General features: G+C 41.9%; 12 protein-coding genes. All 12 read right to left on the bottom strand.

Annotated elements, in window-relative coordinates; all coding sequences use genetic code 11:
* Positions 1 to 4: 4 nt before the first annotated feature.
* The 12 genes from ugd to wcaK all read right to left on the bottom strand — a co-directional run bounded on the left by ugd (position 5) and on the right by wcaK (position 16,178).
* Positions 5 to 1,171, bottom strand: coding sequence for a UDP-glucose 6-dehydrogenase (gene ugd, locus ACJHYR_RS17540; protein ID WP_000704865.1), 1,167 nt, complete (start codon positions 1,169 to 1,171; stop codon positions 5 to 7).
* Positions 1,172 to 1,420: 249 nt separating this feature from the next.
* The gene (gene gndA, locus ACJHYR_RS17535; protein WP_000043549.1) at positions 1,421 to 2,827 is read right to left on the bottom strand and encodes an NADP-dependent phosphogluconate dehydrogenase; all 1,407 of its coding nucleotides are present in this window, start codon (positions 2,825 to 2,827) and stop codon (positions 1,421 to 1,423) included.
* Positions 2,828 to 2,979: 152 nt separating this feature from the next.
* Positions 2,980 to 4,215 carry an O17/O44/O73/O77/O106 family O-antigen flippase gene (gene wzx / locus ACJHYR_RS17530; RefSeq protein WP_000588762.1) on the bottom strand — a complete coding sequence of 412 codons (1,236 nt, stop codon included), beginning with the start codon at positions 4,213 to 4,215 and terminating at the stop codon, positions 2,980 to 2,982.
* A gap of 41 nt (positions 4,216 to 4,256) precedes the next feature.
* Entirely contained in the window at positions 4,257 to 5,588 is a 1,332-nt protein-coding gene (gene wzy, locus ACJHYR_RS17525; RefSeq protein WP_000549530.1) for an O17/O44/O73/O77/O106 family O-antigen polymerase, read from the bottom strand.
* A gap of 183 nt (positions 5,589 to 5,771) precedes the next feature.
* Positions 5,772 to 7,193: a phosphomannomutase gene (locus ACJHYR_RS17520; protein ID WP_001027885.1), complete on the bottom strand. Its 1,422-nt coding sequence runs from the start codon at positions 7,191 to 7,193 to the stop codon at positions 5,772 to 5,774.
* 4 nt (positions 7,194 to 7,197) lie between these two features.
* Positions 7,198 to 8,613 (bottom strand): mannose-1-phosphate guanylyltransferase/mannose-6-phosphate isomerase, encoded by a 1,416-nt coding sequence (locus ACJHYR_RS17515; protein WP_000586529.1) that lies wholly within the window; start codon positions 8,611 to 8,613, stop codon positions 7,198 to 7,200.
* 1 nt (position 8,614) lies between these two features.
* Positions 8,615 to 9,817 (bottom strand): glycosyltransferase family 4 protein, encoded by a 1,203-nt coding sequence (locus ACJHYR_RS17510; protein WP_000065081.1) that lies wholly within the window; start codon positions 9,815 to 9,817, stop codon positions 8,615 to 8,617.
* Positions 9,810 to 10,814, bottom strand: coding sequence for a glycosyltransferase (locus tag ACJHYR_RS17505; RefSeq protein WP_000864846.1), 1,005 nt, complete (start codon positions 10,812 to 10,814; stop codon positions 9,810 to 9,812). The genes ACJHYR_RS17510 and ACJHYR_RS17505 overlap by 8 nt, the downstream gene beginning before the upstream one ends.
* A 393-nt stretch (positions 10,815 to 11,207) precedes the next feature.
* Entirely contained in the window at positions 11,208 to 12,101 is an 894-nt protein-coding gene (gene galF, locus ACJHYR_RS17500; RefSeq protein WP_000183065.1) for a UTP--glucose-1-phosphate uridylyltransferase GalF, read from the bottom strand.
* Positions 12,102 to 12,275: 174 nt separating this feature from the next.
* Positions 12,276 to 13,670, bottom strand: a complete 1,395-nt coding sequence (gene wcaM, locus ACJHYR_RS17495; RefSeq protein WP_001116047.1) for a colanic acid biosynthesis protein WcaM — start codon at positions 13,668 to 13,670, stop codon at positions 12,276 to 12,278.
* A gap of 10 nt (positions 13,671 to 13,680) precedes the next feature.
* The gene (gene wcaL, locus ACJHYR_RS17490) at positions 13,681 to 14,901 is read right to left on the bottom strand and encodes a colanic acid biosynthesis glycosyltransferase WcaL (RefSeq protein ID WP_000862683.1); all 1,221 of its coding nucleotides are present in this window, start codon (positions 14,899 to 14,901) and stop codon (positions 13,681 to 13,683) included.
* Positions 14,898 to 16,178, bottom strand: a complete 1,281-nt coding sequence (wcaK, locus tag ACJHYR_RS17485; RefSeq protein ID WP_000770839.1) for a colanic acid biosynthesis pyruvyl transferase WcaK — start codon at positions 16,176 to 16,178, stop codon at positions 14,898 to 14,900. The genes wcaL and wcaK overlap by 4 nt, the downstream gene beginning before the upstream one ends.
* Between the last annotated feature and the right edge of the window lie 210 nt (positions 16,179 to 16,388).

Below are 16,388 nucleotides of genomic sequence, written 5' to 3'. Positions count from 1 at the left end.
GATGTTAGTCGCTGCCAAAGAGATCGCGGGTGTATACCTTATCTGCCACATCCTTAAGCTCTTCTGCCATACGATTGGAGATAATGACGTCAGCTTGTTGTTTGAAAGTGGCGAGATCTCGTTCCAGGCGAGAGTTGAAGAATGAGTCTTCTTTCATCACCGGTTCGTAAATGATGACTTCAACGCCTTTCGCCTTGATACGTTTCATAATCCCCTGAATGGAAGACGCGCGGAAGTTGTCTGAACCGCTCTTCATAATCAGACGATAAACACCCACCACTTGCGGCTTGCGTGACAAAATGGCATCGGCAATAAAATCTTTACGCGTGCGGTTAGCATCGACAATTGCCGAAATCAGGTTATTCGGCACAGACTGATAATTCGCCAGTAACTGTTTGGTATCTTTCGGCAAACAATAACCACCATAACCAAACGACGGATTGTTGTAATGGTTGCCAATACGCGGATCGAGACAAACGCCTTCGATAATCTGGCGAGTATTCAGACCTAAACTTTCTGCATAGCTATCCAGTTCATTAAAGTACGCTACGCGCATCGCCAGATAGGTATTAGCGAAAAGTTTTATCGCTTCTGCTTCAGTGGAGTCGGTAAACAGGGTCGGGATATTTTGCTTAATCGCCCCTTCCTGTAACAACGCAGCAAAACGTTCAGCGCGTTCTGAACGCTCACCTATGACAATACGTGAAGGATGGAGATTATCGTAAAGGGCTTTACCTTCACGGAGAAATTCCGGAGAGAAAATAATATTTTCAGTACGATATTTCTTATGCATCGCTGCGGTAAAACCAACGGGAACCGTTGATTTGATGACCATAACCGCATAAGGATTTATCTCAACTACGTCTTTAATTACTGATTCTACACTGGATGTATTGAAATAATTAGTTTTAGGATCATAGTCGGTTGGAGTGGCGATGATGACATAATCAGCATCCCGGTAGGCTTCATTTTTATCTAATGTGGCATTAAAGTGTATTTTATCTGATTGCAAAAACTGCTGAATTTCCTTATCAACAATAGGAGATATCCGATCATTCAGCATAGCAACGCGTGACGGTAAAATATCTAATGCCACAACCTCATGATTTTGTGCGATTAGAAGCCCGTTTGACAAGCCTACATAGCCAGTACCGGAAATGGTAATTTTCATTTCATGCTCTCAGAATTAACTTAACTGTGAATCATGATGTTTTTAGCATCCTGATAAGAGTTAAAAGTTTTAACGCTACGTTGTAAGATGGTCAACGCAACGAAAAACAATTCAGAATTTCTTTATAAGAATAGCTGATATTTATTAAGTTAATATTAAGCAGTGAAATTTAGTCTATAAGATAATTGGCAAAAAAAAAGCCCGGTGCAATATACGCCGGGCCTCAATTTTATTGTTGGTTAAATCAGATTAATCCAGCCATTCAGTATGGAACACACCTTCTTTATCAATGCGCTTATAAGTATGTGCACCGAAATAGTCACGCTGTGCCTGGATCAGGTTCGCAGGCAGAACAGCGGCACGGTAGCTATCGTAATAGGCAACCGCAGCGGCGAAGGTCGGAACCGGGATACCGTTTTGTACTGCATAAGCAACGACATCACGCAGCGCCTGCTGGTAGTCATCAGCAATTTGCTTGAAGTACGGAGCCAGCAGCAGGTTAGCGATCTGCGGATCTTCGGCATAAGCATCGGTGATTTTCTGCAGGAACTGCGCACGGATGATGCAGCCAGCACGGAAAATCTTCGCGATTTCGCCGTAGTTCAGATCCCAGTTGTACTCTTCAGACGCGGCGCGTAGCTGAGAGAAGCCCTGAGCGTAAGAAACGATTTTGCCCAGATACAGCGCACGGCGAACTTTTTCGATGAACTCAGCCTTGTCGCCTGCTGGCTGCGCTTGCGGGCCAGAGAGAACTTTAGACGCGGCAACGCGCTGATCTTTCAGAGAAGAGATATAACGTGCAAACACAGACTCGGTTATCAGCGACAGCGGTTCGCCGAGATCCAGCGCACTCTGGCTGGTCCATTTGCCCGTACCTTTGTTTGCTGCTTCATCCAGAATCACATCAACCAGGTAGTTACCGTCTTCATCTTTTTTGGTGAAGATATCTTTGGTGATGTCGATCAGGTAGCTGCTCAGTTCACCGTTATTCCACTCGGTAAAAGTCTGCGCCAGTTCTTCGTTGGTGAGGTTCAGGCCACCTTTTAGCAGAGAATAGGCTTCAGCAATCAGCTGCATATCGCCGTATTCAATACCGTTGTGAACCATCTTCACATAGTGACCTGCGCCATCGGCACCAATATAGGTAACGCATGGCTCACCGTCTTCAGCTACTGCGGCGATTTTGGTCAGGATCGGTGCAACCAGTTCATAGGCTTCTTTCTGCCCACCAGGCATGATGGAAGGTCCTTTCAACGCCCCCTCTTCACCGCCGGAAACACCGGTACCGATGAAGTTAAAGCCCTCTGCTGAAAGCTCACGATTACGACGAATAGTGTCCTGGAAGAAGGTGTTACCACCATCAATGATGATGTCACCTTTATCGAGATATGGTTTGAGGGAATCAATAGCAGCATCCGTGCCTGCACCTGCTTTCACCATTAACAGGATGCGACGAGGGGTTTCAAGAGACTCGACAAACTCTTTCACCGTGTAATAAGGAACCAGTTTCTTACCCGGGTTCTCGGCAACAACTTCTTCAGTTTTTTCGCGGGAGCGGTTGAAGACGGAGACGGTATAACCACGGCTTTCGATGTTGAGCGCCAGGTTGCGCCCCATCACTGCCATACCGACGACGCCGATCTGTTGCTTGGACATTACATACTCCTGTCAGGTGTGGTCACCGCGACATACGCGGTTATGCTTGTAAAGCAGATAGTATCAAACAATTAGTAATCTATGTTAGAACTTACTCAAGCTAAGTGTTCATAAATAGAACAAACTAATTCTATTCAAAGAGGACTCATTGATTACATTTCGAATGTTTTTTTAGGACGCATCTTTTTTATCATAAAAAAGCTGCAGAGAAGTAATATGAAACTAATACACTCTACAAGCAGAATCGTCATAGCAGCACCTTTAACACCGTACTTCATTATTAAGAAATACATAGTTGGTATCGATGTCAAAATGCAAACATACGAAACATACAAACCCACTTTATAAAACCCCTGTGACTGAATTATTGCAGTTGTACCACCATTGATACATTTCACACATGCAACAATCAAGAACATCATTATCAAGAAATCATTATTAACATTAGAAATCAATACAAAATGACCCAGGTATTTTATTATAAAGAAATAAACTAATGAACTCAGCACGCCATATGCCACAATACATAACAGGAACTGAAACACCTTAGTAAAAGCATTTTTTTCTTGTAAGTTAATTCGGCAAAATCTTGCATAGGCAACTGTAGAAAATACAGAAGAAACCATAACCAGTGGATCAACCATCCTAAATATCTGGCCATATGCTGCAAGATCCCCTGGGGCAAATGTCTTGAGATAAAAATTATCTATACGGCTATAAATAATTACAACAACAGCTGTAAGACCTATACTTAATGTATATTTATATAAAGAAAGAATTGACATTAGCACATCAAAAGCTGACGTTCTAATAAACCTAAACTTGACACTAACGAATAGTTTTAGTGTAACCAGCGATACGAATAATAGTTCAACACACAGGTAATCCCATGCGTTAAATTTAACGTTTAAAAAATACTGAATAGCGAAGATCGTACACGTTGCAATAGATGCAATTGCGATCGGAAACGTGAGAGATTTATTGGAATTGAGAGATTGAAAATAGCTATTTGAGAAATTAAAAAATAAAGCAACAGGTAAGGCTAACACAATAGGAATATAGACATTATATTGATAACCCTGAACAAAAGAATACAAACAAAACAGTAGTAAAACAATTACTCCAGAAAGAATTTTTTGTGCAAACGTTACATTTAATAGTTTTATTTTATCTGTAGAATCATTATATTTTTTTATAACAAACAGATCCACACCAAAATCAGTAACCACCCGAAGGACTTCGAGAAAACCAACTAAAAAAATGAACTCTCCGCCTACATCTTCTCCTAAGGAACGAGTAATCAGAATTATTGCAAGTGTTTTAAAACCGAAGTAACATATTTTATTAAATAGCGAAAAAATGCCATCGGAGAAAATTTCTTTGATCATGTCATGCCTACTGGTGAGATTCTGGTCGAAAAATAAACCACTTACTGACCATGATAAATTTTATTTTTAACAAGTAATGGAGATATAAGAACAATCGGCAATGATTTTAGAAGAAAAGCCAATGGCAAAATCAGTTCACCACGAACAGCATAAAAAAATCCAGATATCATGGAGATGGCAACAAAGTTTATTATTATCCGTTGATTATTTAGTCCCCATTTAATAAAAAGCATCACCCCTGATAAATACAGTAAATAAATAATCACTCCCAAGTTTAGACTCAGCAACGATGACTCTAACAATCCTGAAGATGACAACGCAATACCAGAGGATACATCACCTAAAACAATTATTGAAAAATCTTTTGCGATTTGTTGATCATCAAGAAAACCAAGACCGCTTAGCGGTAATACTTGTGTGAATACCACAGCGGGATGAAGTTGATCCCATCCTGATGATTGCATATCAAACAAATTCTGCATCCCCCCAAGAGTAGAGGATAGCGAATCTAAAACAATGCCAATATAAATCATAAAATCGATTTGGTACCCTTCACGGAAATACGATACCATCGAGAAGCATAAAAAACCGGCGATGAGAAATATTGGTTTTGAGAGTTGCTTAAATAAATTTCTTACTCTATACTCATTAGAGTACATATATAGTATAAAAATACAAATCACTGAAAAGAAAAACTTATTACGTATTCCAATAGCTAAATCAGATGCAAGTAAAACAAATGCAATAACTTTAATGTAGGTCGGTGTTTTAAAATAAAAAGTGGACAATGACATTACAACTGCAAAACCACTAATAGCACGAATAAAAAATGGAACTTGGGATAGCAATTCTTCGCTTTCAGTATAAATTGCTAAATGCCCTTCTCCTGAATTCAATATAAACATAAGATAAATTAATATTTTGTATAATTGACACAGTGCAACAATAGAAAACAAAATATAAAATAAACTAGTTAAATATCTTTTTTCTTCTTTTATGACAGTCTCTGTTGTTTGCAAGTAAAGGATGGAATTGATCAACATCCCCCAGATACAAATTATTTCAAACCCATGATTTGCGTTTTTAAAATAGTAAAGATAAATCGATGGCAAACCAATAATCAAAGAAAAAACGAATGCAAAAAGTAAGGTTAGTGATAAATAGCGAACTCTATTAATATAATAATAGAACATCAAAACAACTAATAGCGCTGTAGATATAGTGGCTAAAATATCAATATACACTTGCGATACAAATGTATCCGCCCCTCCCCACAAGAAACATGAGGATAGTGAAAGAAATACAGAAAAATATATAGCCAGATGTTTAAACTGTATTTTATTGCACAATAATGAATAATATTGCTTATGCATAGTAATTAGCTTTACTAGTGAAGTAACTCATTTGAAAAATAAGAAACAGTTAATTTTACAATCTCTTATTCGGGATGAACGCAAATAAAAACACCAATGCTAAATATAAACAATTTATAAACAATCTATTACTGAGCGGTTAAATGACAAACCGCTCAAGAGTAGAAAAAAGTTTATATTTTTTTACAAAAGAGTAACTTTATGCAAAACTTCTAACACTAATTTTTCAGCTTTTATTATGTTATCTGCTTCTGCATAGCATCGCAATTCAGGTGCGTTGCCTGACGGTCGCAAATGGATTATTGAACCATCACTTAGTGTCAATCTTAACCCGTCAATTGTATCCACCGATTGTACATGAAGATCGACAAAGCCTATTCTTTCGATAAATTCTTGAGGATTTTCTTGAGCTGACGCGATAATGCTTTTGCTTTTGCTTGTTGCAAAATTTTGAACTCTATTTGAGTAGGTAAATCGTGGTGGCAACTCCGCCAAGAGTTTTGAAATAGTCACATTATTTTTTATAGCCAGTGCCAGTACCATTAAAGCAGGCAAAACAGCATCTCTTGTTGGAAGCGCTTTAATCATACCGCTGTTATAATTTACATCGCTACCTAAAAGATACCCACCGTTAGCCTCAAACCCTGCAACCCTATCAAAACTATTATTCAGAGAATCAAACGCTGAAATGACGTATGGTGAACCAATTTTAGTCAGCGTTACATGATTAAACCACCCGCAAGTCTGAATAACCGTATTACAACTTACAGGTACAGCTACCGCTTCAATATTCATTGCCTTTGAGCAAAATAGTCCTAATATATCACCCCGTAACCAAACGCCATTTTCGTCAGCAACCAAAGGACGATCGCCATCACCATCGGTAGAAAAAATCATATCGAGGTCATACTCAGATGACCAGTGTAAAGCTTTTTCTTCATCTTCTTTTGATACTGCTTCAGTATCAATAGGCACAAACTCATCACTTCTACCAATACTTACAACTTCAGCACCAAGCTTACTGAATATTTCTGAATAAAGATCCCGTCCCGCACTTGAATGTTCATAAATCCCGATACGTTTACCTTTAAATATATTTGAAAAAATTGAAGTGTTTCTCTCGATATAAGTATCAGCGGCACGCTTTGAACATTGTAATTCTGGCAATACAGTTACATCAGGATACTCTTTTTCAGCATGTATAATGCTGTTCTCATTTTCTTTTGAAATTTCCCCGTCTGGACGATAGAATTTCAAACCATTTCTATCAAATGGAATATGACTTCCAGTAACCATTATTGCAGGAATCCCATCGGCAATCGCTTGATTTGCCAAAGCTGGAGTTGGAATTACACCGTAGTAAATAGGTTTAATACTACATTCCAACAATGCTGCTGCGCAAGCTTGTGCCATAGCATAGCTGCTTGGGCGATTATCTATTGCGAGCGCAACCTCTTTAAAAGAAAAATCCTTCATCATTACATCGATAAAAGCATAAGTGAATGCAGCACACACGTTGGGTGTAAAATCTTTCACTAATCCACGAGCACCACTTGTACCAAATGCAATTCCGCTATTTTTAATTACATCATTGGTAATATTCATATAATTATTTATCCTCAACACGACCATATTTATCACTTAGGCGCACAATATCATCATCACCTAGATATACACCCGACTGAATCTCAATTACTTCTAATGGTATCTTTCCTGGATTTTCCAAGGTATGAACTGTGCCAATTGGTATGAAAGTTGACTCATTTTCAGTGACGAAAAAAGTGCGTTCGCCGCAAGTCACCTTTGCAGTACCAGCGACAACCACCCAATGCTCAGCTCGATGATGATGCATTTGTGTTGAGAGACATTCACCAGGCTTAACGGTAATACGCTTTACCTGATAACGGTCGCCACGTTCTACAGAATCATAACGTCCCCAAGGACGATAGACTTCGCGATGGGATATATGTTCGCTACGTTTTTGCTTTTTAAGAATTTCGACAATCTTCTTTATGTCTTGTACGTTGTCTTGCTGTGCTACCAGGAGCGCATCTTTAGTTTGAACTATAATAAGGTTATTAACTCCTACAGTGCTGATCAGTGAACCTTCAGAGTAAATGTAGTTGTTCCTGCTGTTATAGTTAATTACATCGCCATGCGATACGTTTTCATGTTCATCTTTCTCTGATATTTCCCAAAGTGATGTCCATGAACCGATGTCACTCCAGTCAGCATCAAGTGGAATAACTACACAATCCTGAGTTTTTTCCATTACCGCATAATCAATTGACTCATCGGGACATTCTGCAAAGACATCAGAATTTAATCTGATAAAATCTAGATCAGTACTAGCACTGGAAAGCGACTCTTTACACGCTGCTAAAATATCAGGGCGAAATTTTTTCAATTCATCTAAATATACGCTCGCCTTGAACATGAACATACCACTATTCCACAAATAGCATTTTTGTTCGAGATAATTTTTAGCCGTTTCTAAATCAGGTTTTTCGACGAAAGAATTTACTTTAAATACAGAGTTTTTAACTTGTTCGCCCTTTTTAATATAGCCATACCCAGTTTCAGGTTTGGTCGGGACGATGCCAAAAGTCACTAACTTATTGTCAACGGACTCTTGTTCTGCAGCTAAAACAGCTGCATGGAAGGCTTCAATATCCTGAATAGCATGGTCAGCAGCAAGAACCAGCATATGATGATCGCCATGGAGTTCTAGAGACTTTAGAGCAGCCAGCGCAACGGCGGGCGCAGTATTTCTACCTACAGGTTCTAGAATAATCTGGAAGTCATCCACACCGAACTGTCGCAATTGTTCAGCAACAATAAATCTATGCTCATTATTGCTAACAATGACAGGAGGCAAACAATTTAATCCATCAAGTCTCTTCAACGTTTCCTGGAGCAAACTATTTTCATTAATCAATGATAAAAATTGTTTCGGGTATAACGAACGCGAAAGAGGCCATAAGCGAGTACCAGAACCACCGGCCATAATAATTGGGATAATCATTTTATTTAACAGACTCCTTAATTTTCTGGATATATGGGCTCAATTTAGCTTCCCATGAAAAATTCTCACCGATAAACTTTTTCGCAACTAATGCTGTTTCGGTATATTTATCCAGATTTGTTATAAAATAATTTAATACACGTAAATATTCTTCTTTTGTATTGGCAACATAAATCTCCTTACCCTCCTCTGCTCCCAAGCCTTCAAAGCCTACAGTAGAAGAGATACAAGGTAATCCCAACGCCATATATTCAAGTACCTTATTTTGGATACCTGCCCCTAATCTAATAGGACATACACCAATATGCCCATCAGCTGCTGCATAAGTTATGCTATCAACTTCACCTGTGACAACAACGCCAGGCTGGCTTTCTAACCAACTCTTATCTTTATCTGTAATACGTCCGATGACCTTAAATTCAAAATTACCATGCTTGTTAAGAAATGGTAAAACTTCCTTGGTGAACCATCTCACACCATCCATATTTTGCAAAGAATATAAATTACCTATAAATACAAGGGTTATCTTTTTATCTTTAGCTATTTTTCGTTCTGAAAAAGGTAAGCTAACGGCATCAACACCATTTCCACAGACTAATACATTATTCGGACGGTCTGGATATAAATAATCGGAGTCAACCTGTGATACCAAAGTAGTCAAGCTGAACTTGTTATTTATAGTTCGCTCATATCGTTCGAGTCTTTTTTGTTCAAAAGAATATACAAATGTTTTTAAACTCAATAAAGATGCTTTTTCCTTTACTCGTTTATAATTAAGTGAAATGGCATCGGTCATCTCTAAAAAATTTATATCTTTATTCTCTTTCACATAATCACCAACCCTTATCAAATGTGAAAGAGTTGCAGAATGTTCAGGTAATAACTGCTTAAGTTTATCTTCAAATTCTTTAGATTTATAATACCCAATCTGTAGGGGAGTATTTGAAAACAAAGAGAATATGACATTTAAAATAGATTTTTTCTTTGAAAGATATACTCTGTGAACACTACTAAAAACTTCACGATCATATTCATAGTTGAGCTCTTCGCGTTTATCACACAGACTCAGCAACGTAAGATCATAATGCTTAGACAGTTCTTTACAGATCTTATAGATACGTAATCGATCCCCACCAATGACAGGAAACGGGAACCGTGGAGTCAAAACTAATATCTGTTTCTTATTTATATCAATATTACTCATAAATCTTTCTCAATTCATTTTCAAATAAAATATGTTCATGCAGAGCTTTCCTTTCGACACTGGGTGAATTATCTACCAAGTATGAATAGACTTCATAATACTCAGAATAGTAAGTATAAAAGAAAATATTCGAATCCTTTTGTTCGCGGAAAGCAGAGATCCGTGTGCATATAACATTTTTGCATGTGAGTTTTGCTTCAGCTAAAGTCCTTCCATACCCCTCGGCAAGCGAATGAGCCCAAACAATTTTAGAATTACAATATAGTTTGACGACTTCCTCTAAAGAAACAAAACCAATAATTTCAATTTCTTTATCTGTATCCCGCCCATCAATTAAGTCGTTAACCTTGCTAATACCATTCCCACAACCTAATATTTTTAATGGTATTCTTTCTTCCCTTGGGATTGAAAAATAATAGTCCAGAGCTGTGCCTAGATCCTTATTATCCCCTAAACCTGAAACTAGAAGTAAATATCCAAGATCTTTTATTTCGGTAACATTAGCAATTTTCTCAAATGAGAAAAATGGATTTGGGAGCAGGATAGATTCTATACACTTAAATAGCGATATTCTCTTAGATACTCGCTGAGTGCTTTGAGAAATAAATATTACTTTCTTTGCTAAAAAAGATGAAAAATAAATACAGACTTTCACATAAATGGCAGCAAGATTTCGTTTATTTTTCTTAAGACTAATGAAGTCATGAATTATAACAATTGCCTTACCTAATAACAAGTCAATGATGGAACTACTATTATAGGGATATATATTATACTTAGTTCTATAAAATATACCCATAATTGGTATTAAAAGCTGCTCTACTATTATAAAAAGAACATTCAGAAACCATGAAGGCAGCTTATGGAATGCTTTTGGACATGCAACATAAATAACCTGAACATTATTGTCTCTTAACTTTTGCACAAGTTCAGAAGTATAGATCGGTATTCCTCTTTTCAAAATACCATCAAAAAAATTATTTACAATTACTTTCATGTTTGCTCTTAAGTTTATTTCAGATATTATCAATAGTATAAAAATAGTCAGGATTATTATTTCTTATTTTGAGAACGCATCATATAAACACAATCTTACCACGCTACCGCCCCTGGCTTAACAGCTACCAGTGCACTAGCAAAATGCCAAAGATGTACCCCGCCCCGCTAGCTATCGCAAAGCTATCTTAAATTCAAACGCCAATTGTCTTACCAAATGCTGTCAGAAACAAGGATAAATCCAACAAAAAATAGATTAAACTTAGTAGGTTAACTCGTTGTTATTCTTTGTTTTAAAAAGAAAAACGACAGTAACATTCCTTTGTTTAAAGCATAGACGCCGGGATGTTAGCTGCCGCTATTTATCTAAATTATTGTTACATTGGCTTGGGATCTATTCCCCGAGCAACTTCTCAATGCTCTTACGGAACTTTGGCCCTTCCTTCAGGTTGCGCAGTCCATACTTCACAAACGCCTGCATATAGCCCATTTTTTTACCGCAGTCGTAGCTGTCGCCGGTCATCAGCATGGCATCAACGGACTGTTTTTTCGCCAGTTCGGCAATAGCATCAGTCAGCTGAATACGCCCCCATGCACCAGGTTGCGTGCGTTCAAGTTCCGGCCAAATATCGGCAGAAAGCACATAGCGACCAACGGCCATGATGTCTGAGTCCAGCGTCTGCGGCTGATCCGGTTTTTCGATAAATTCGACGATGCGGCTGACTTTACCTTCACGATCCAGTGGTTCTTTGGTCTGAATGACGGAGTATTCAGAGAGGTCACCCGGCATACGTTTTGCCAGCACCTGGCTGCGGCCCGTTTCGTTGAAGCGCGCAATCATGGCAGCAAGGTTATAGCGTAGCGGATCGGCGCTGGCGTCATCGATAACAACGTCTGGCAGTACCACGACAAATGGGTTGTCACCAATGGCAGGTCGTGCACATAAAATGGAGTGGCCCAAACCTAAAGGTTCGCCCTGACGCACGTTCATAATGGTCACGCCCGGCGGACAGATGGACTGCACTTCCGCCAGTAGTTGACGCTTCACGCGCTGTTCAAGGAGAGATTCTAATTCATAAGAGGTGTCGAAGTGGTTTTCGACCGCGTTCTTGGACGCGTGAGTTACCAGGAGGATTTCTTTGATCCCTGCAGCCACAATCTCGTCAACAATGTACTGAATCATTGGCTTGTCGACGATCGGTAGCATCTCTTTGGGAATCGCCTTAGTGGCAGGCAACATATGCATCCCAAGACCCGCTACAGGAATAACTGCTTTTAAATTCGTCATTATTTCATCCACCTGTAAAATGGTTGCTGAATTATAGCTTGTTCGATTTTTTTCGCCAGCATCAATTACCCTGAATTGATTACTGAATTACTTGTGATGTTACGCCGCTTCGTTGTGGATTGCAGTAGCATTGTTCCTAAGTATGGCTCCATTTTTCCAGGAATGGTCGCAAATCTACTCTCTCCGTTCTGGCAATCTAAAGTTAATCTTTTCCACATTAACAATATGGTGATTAACCCTGTCGATATCGACGGAGCTTTGCCCTCTTTCATTCACCGCATGAACATTTGCAAGAGACAGCAGTGTTTCTTTTTTCGCCATAAAGACGCCGCGAACGTCTTTGCGCATGTCGAAGTTCATGCTCAATGCGGGTGCAACAGAGGATTCCTGCATCACTTTGATATTTCGTATAAAAAGATGTTGCGGTTTGTTGTGTAACTCCAACGAGGCACGCTTCATCTCAATGTTAGTCAGTGCCACAAAGGAGACAGCATTCCCGGCAGAGATTTGGATACCGCGCAATTTGTAAGCAAGGTGGGTGTTATCCAGCTGAATATTATTCACTCGGAAATTTTGCGGTATCGAGAGATATTTGCCTTTAATTACCCCATAACCGATTAACATCCCGGCGCTATTAATCATTTCAATATTATCAATCACGAAATTGTCACAACCGTAAATAGCGACCGTGGCGTTATCAATACCTGCTTTCTTACTGAAATCCGGCGTGATATTGCGGGCTTTGATATTACGAATAACAAAATGTTTACCATTTTCAACATGGATCAGTTGTCGACAATCCGATCCCGTGATATTCGCCACGACAAAGTTTTTCACTGCCTGGTCTTCCGGGTAGTTATTATCATAAGTACTCCCCGCAAGGCCTATGCCGATTCCCCAGTTGATTTTGCCGTTGGTACAGTTGATGCGCTCGATGATGTGGTCGGAGATCAAAATATCACTGTCGTTAATCGCCACGTTCCATTCAATGGCGTCCCCCTGTAAGTCGCTGAACTTACAATTGGTGATGTTGGCACCGATAATCTGGTTATGAAATCCCTGACGTAAGATGGCGTAATTAGCGTGGCTAATGGTCAGGTTATCGATGGTCAGGTTACGCATAACCCGTTTGTTTTTGCCGCCGATATAAATCTGCGTTACCGGGCCGAAACCGCTCATCGCCAGCCCTTTGATGGTGCAGTCAGAACCACGCACATCCAGGGTGATGTTATGCATACTGCCGCCCTCCTCCCCTGTCACCTGGCTGCCGTCCTGTAAGACAAATCGCCCTCTGCCGTTGCCGCGCAGGCTTCCAAGGATGTGTAACGTTTTGCCGGGAGGGATGAAGATGCCGGTGTTGATATTGTCACAAACGAATCCGGCAGGCACGACGACTGTTTGTCCTTCGCTGAAGGCTTGTTTAAATGAGGCGATCCAGTCGTGAGGGTTGTAGTCGTTAATGTTAACGCTCTGTTGGTCGGGAAGTGCGCGAGCGAAAGGGGTATGGAGGAAGGCAAGCGCGGAGCTTGCCGTCAGGAAGGTGCGTCGGGAGAGTTTTTTAAATGGCATACGTTCTCCTCTATAAAGCTTGCAGCAAGCTGGCGAGTTCTCGATTAATCACCTGCTGGTTAAAATCGTGTTCGACTTTTTCGCGCGCTCGTTTGACAACCGGAGCCAGTTCGTCGGTGTCCAGTTGGCTAAATGCCGCTAGGCGTTGCGCCAGTGCGCGAGCATCATTCTCAGGCACCAGCCAGCCGGATTTATCGGCCTCAACCAGTTCTGGTATTCCGCTATGCAGAGTTGAAACAACCGGAATGCCGACCGCCATTGCTTCCATTAGCGCCACCGGAATACCTTCCATATCACCATCCGCACCTGTAACCGATGGCAAGAGGAAGACATCCGCGTCGTCGAGCATCGCTTTCACTTCATGGCTCGGTTTAAAGCCCGGCATCTCCACCACATCTTCCAGTTGATATTGTTCGATGAGGGTGCGCAGGCGTCGTTCCCACGGGCCAATGCCGAGAATGCGATAGCGAAATGCCACGCCCTGCTCTTTCAACTGACGGCAGGCTTCAATCGCCACATGCAGGCCTTTTTTCTCGGTTAAGCGTGCGACGGAAATGATTTCCAGCGGCGTTGCGGGTGCTTTCACCGGACGCGGGCTAAAGCGCGTCATGTCCACGCCCATACGCGATACGGCAATTTTTTCCCTCGGGCAGCCCATTTTTTGCAGCCTTCCGGCCCACAAATCACTTATCGGTAGCATCAGGTCGCCACGGCGGAACAGTTGCTGATATTCGGGAGTGTAGTGGTTGAGCACTTCCCGACTGGATATATCAATACCGTGGAAGATAGTGGCAATTTTGCCGCGAATGACACCCAATTCGCGTAGTTTTGCTGCGGTTACCCCCGCCGGGCCAAAATGAGCGATGAACACATCGGCATAAAATGGTGTTGCGACCTGGCCGCAAATGGCAGACAAAATCAGGTTCCGCGACTCGGCACCATAGCGTTTGAGGTTGAGCGCCTGCCAGGTATTTTTGCGATGAATGCCGCGTAAGGTCTGGCTGGCGCGGTGGCGCAGCTTCGCCACTTTGCCCGTAGGTTCGTCCTGTAACCAGCGGGTTCTGGCGGCAAGGTTGTATTTCGTCCATGCCGCGTGGGTGTTTTGTGTGTCGCCTTTTTGCAGCGCGACAATCTCCACCTCAAATCCCATATCAATAAACGCAGTGATTTGGTTGAGAACGAAGGTTTCCGACGACAGCGGAAATTTCAGTAAAAAGAAGCCGACCTTCATTTCACCTCCCCGATGCGTTCAAGCACAGATTGCACCATCTGCATTCCCGTCTGACGTTCGCGACTGACGGCTTCGTTAAGTCGCGCGTTCAGCGCCGGAAGTTGGCCTAAGGTATCCGCAACCATCGCTTGCAGGCTGCCGTCCAGTAAATGACGGATATCAATTGCCATCTCTGGCAGCCCCAGCTGCTGCATAATCCCGGCGGATTTATGTTCATAGTTGATGGCAATCGCCGGAGTGGCAAAGTTCATCGAGATAATGGCTGAGTGCAGGCGCGTACCGACGGTGAGTTCACTGGCACCGAGAATTTTGCCCATTTCCAGATCATTGAGTTCATCCATCACTACGTGGTAACGGGCAGGATCGCAGATGTGCTGGCGCAGATTGAGCGCCACCATGCGGTCGTCTTTGTTATAGCTGTCGATGCCCGTACAGGTGGAGAGCGCAATGACCTGATAGCCTTCGTCGAGAATGCGATTGACCACCCCGGCAAAGGCTTTTTCATACGCTTGTTGGGTGGTGCCGAGACGTTTGTCGAACGGTGCCAGTTCGCGCAGGGTAATTGCCACCGTTTTCTGTTGTGCGGCAACGTCCAGCCAGTGTTGAACGGCATAGCTGGCGGTGAAGTCTTCTGTGTGGTGATCGACCAGCCACGCGGTATCGACGCCATGTTCAACTTTTGCAGTGGAGATATTGCTGCGTTTCATCAAATCAAGGCTGACCGATTCGCGCAGGATCAGCGCATCGCAGTGACCAAAAACGTAGTTCGCCAGTTGGTTAAATTGCTCATCCTGGAAGGGGCCGACGCTGTGACCAATCATAAACAGCGGCTTTTTCGCCATAAATGTGCAAAGCGCATGTTCAAACTGTGGCACGCCGTAGAGATCGACAAAAAACGATCCGCCGACCTGAATAATGGCGTCGTAACCTGACAGCAGGCGCACGAAGTCAGTGAATCCCTGGGCGATGGCGATATTACGCAACTTGCCAGTGTCGGTGACGCGTGAGAGCAATACCTGATGCTGGTAGCGGCGACGGAGGACTTTTTTAACGCGCCCGACAACGCCCGCCACGCTGTTGTGTTGTTTCATTTGCAGGAACAGTGGATCGCCCATTACCGGGCGGTTGAGCAGCCAGGAAGAACTGACCGGATAGCGGCTCATCACGTCCACTTCGGCATGTGGATTGAGGATGTTGATGGCATCAAGTAAGCCGCGCAGGATGGCGCTGTCGCCACGATTGCCGCAAGTGTGGTTGCCCAGAATAAGTAATTTCATTTTTTCCTCATAAATTTGATGCCAGGTGAAGCTGCGTTTGTTTTGTTCGTTGCAGCTTTTTGCCTGATGCGACGCTGGCGCGTCTTATCAGGCCTACAAGACCCGAGCACAGAACCGTAGGCCGGATAAGGCGTTCACGCCGCATCCGGCATTCAGTGCCTGATGCGACGCTGACGCGTCTTATCAGGCCTACAGGTCCCGAGCACAGAA

Source organism: Escherichia sp. WS1450 (genome assembly GCF_046487395.1).
Lineage (GTDB): Bacteria > Pseudomonadota > Gammaproteobacteria > Enterobacterales > Enterobacteriaceae > Escherichia > Escherichia coli.
This window is presented reverse-complemented; position numbering and strand designations above follow the sequence as displayed.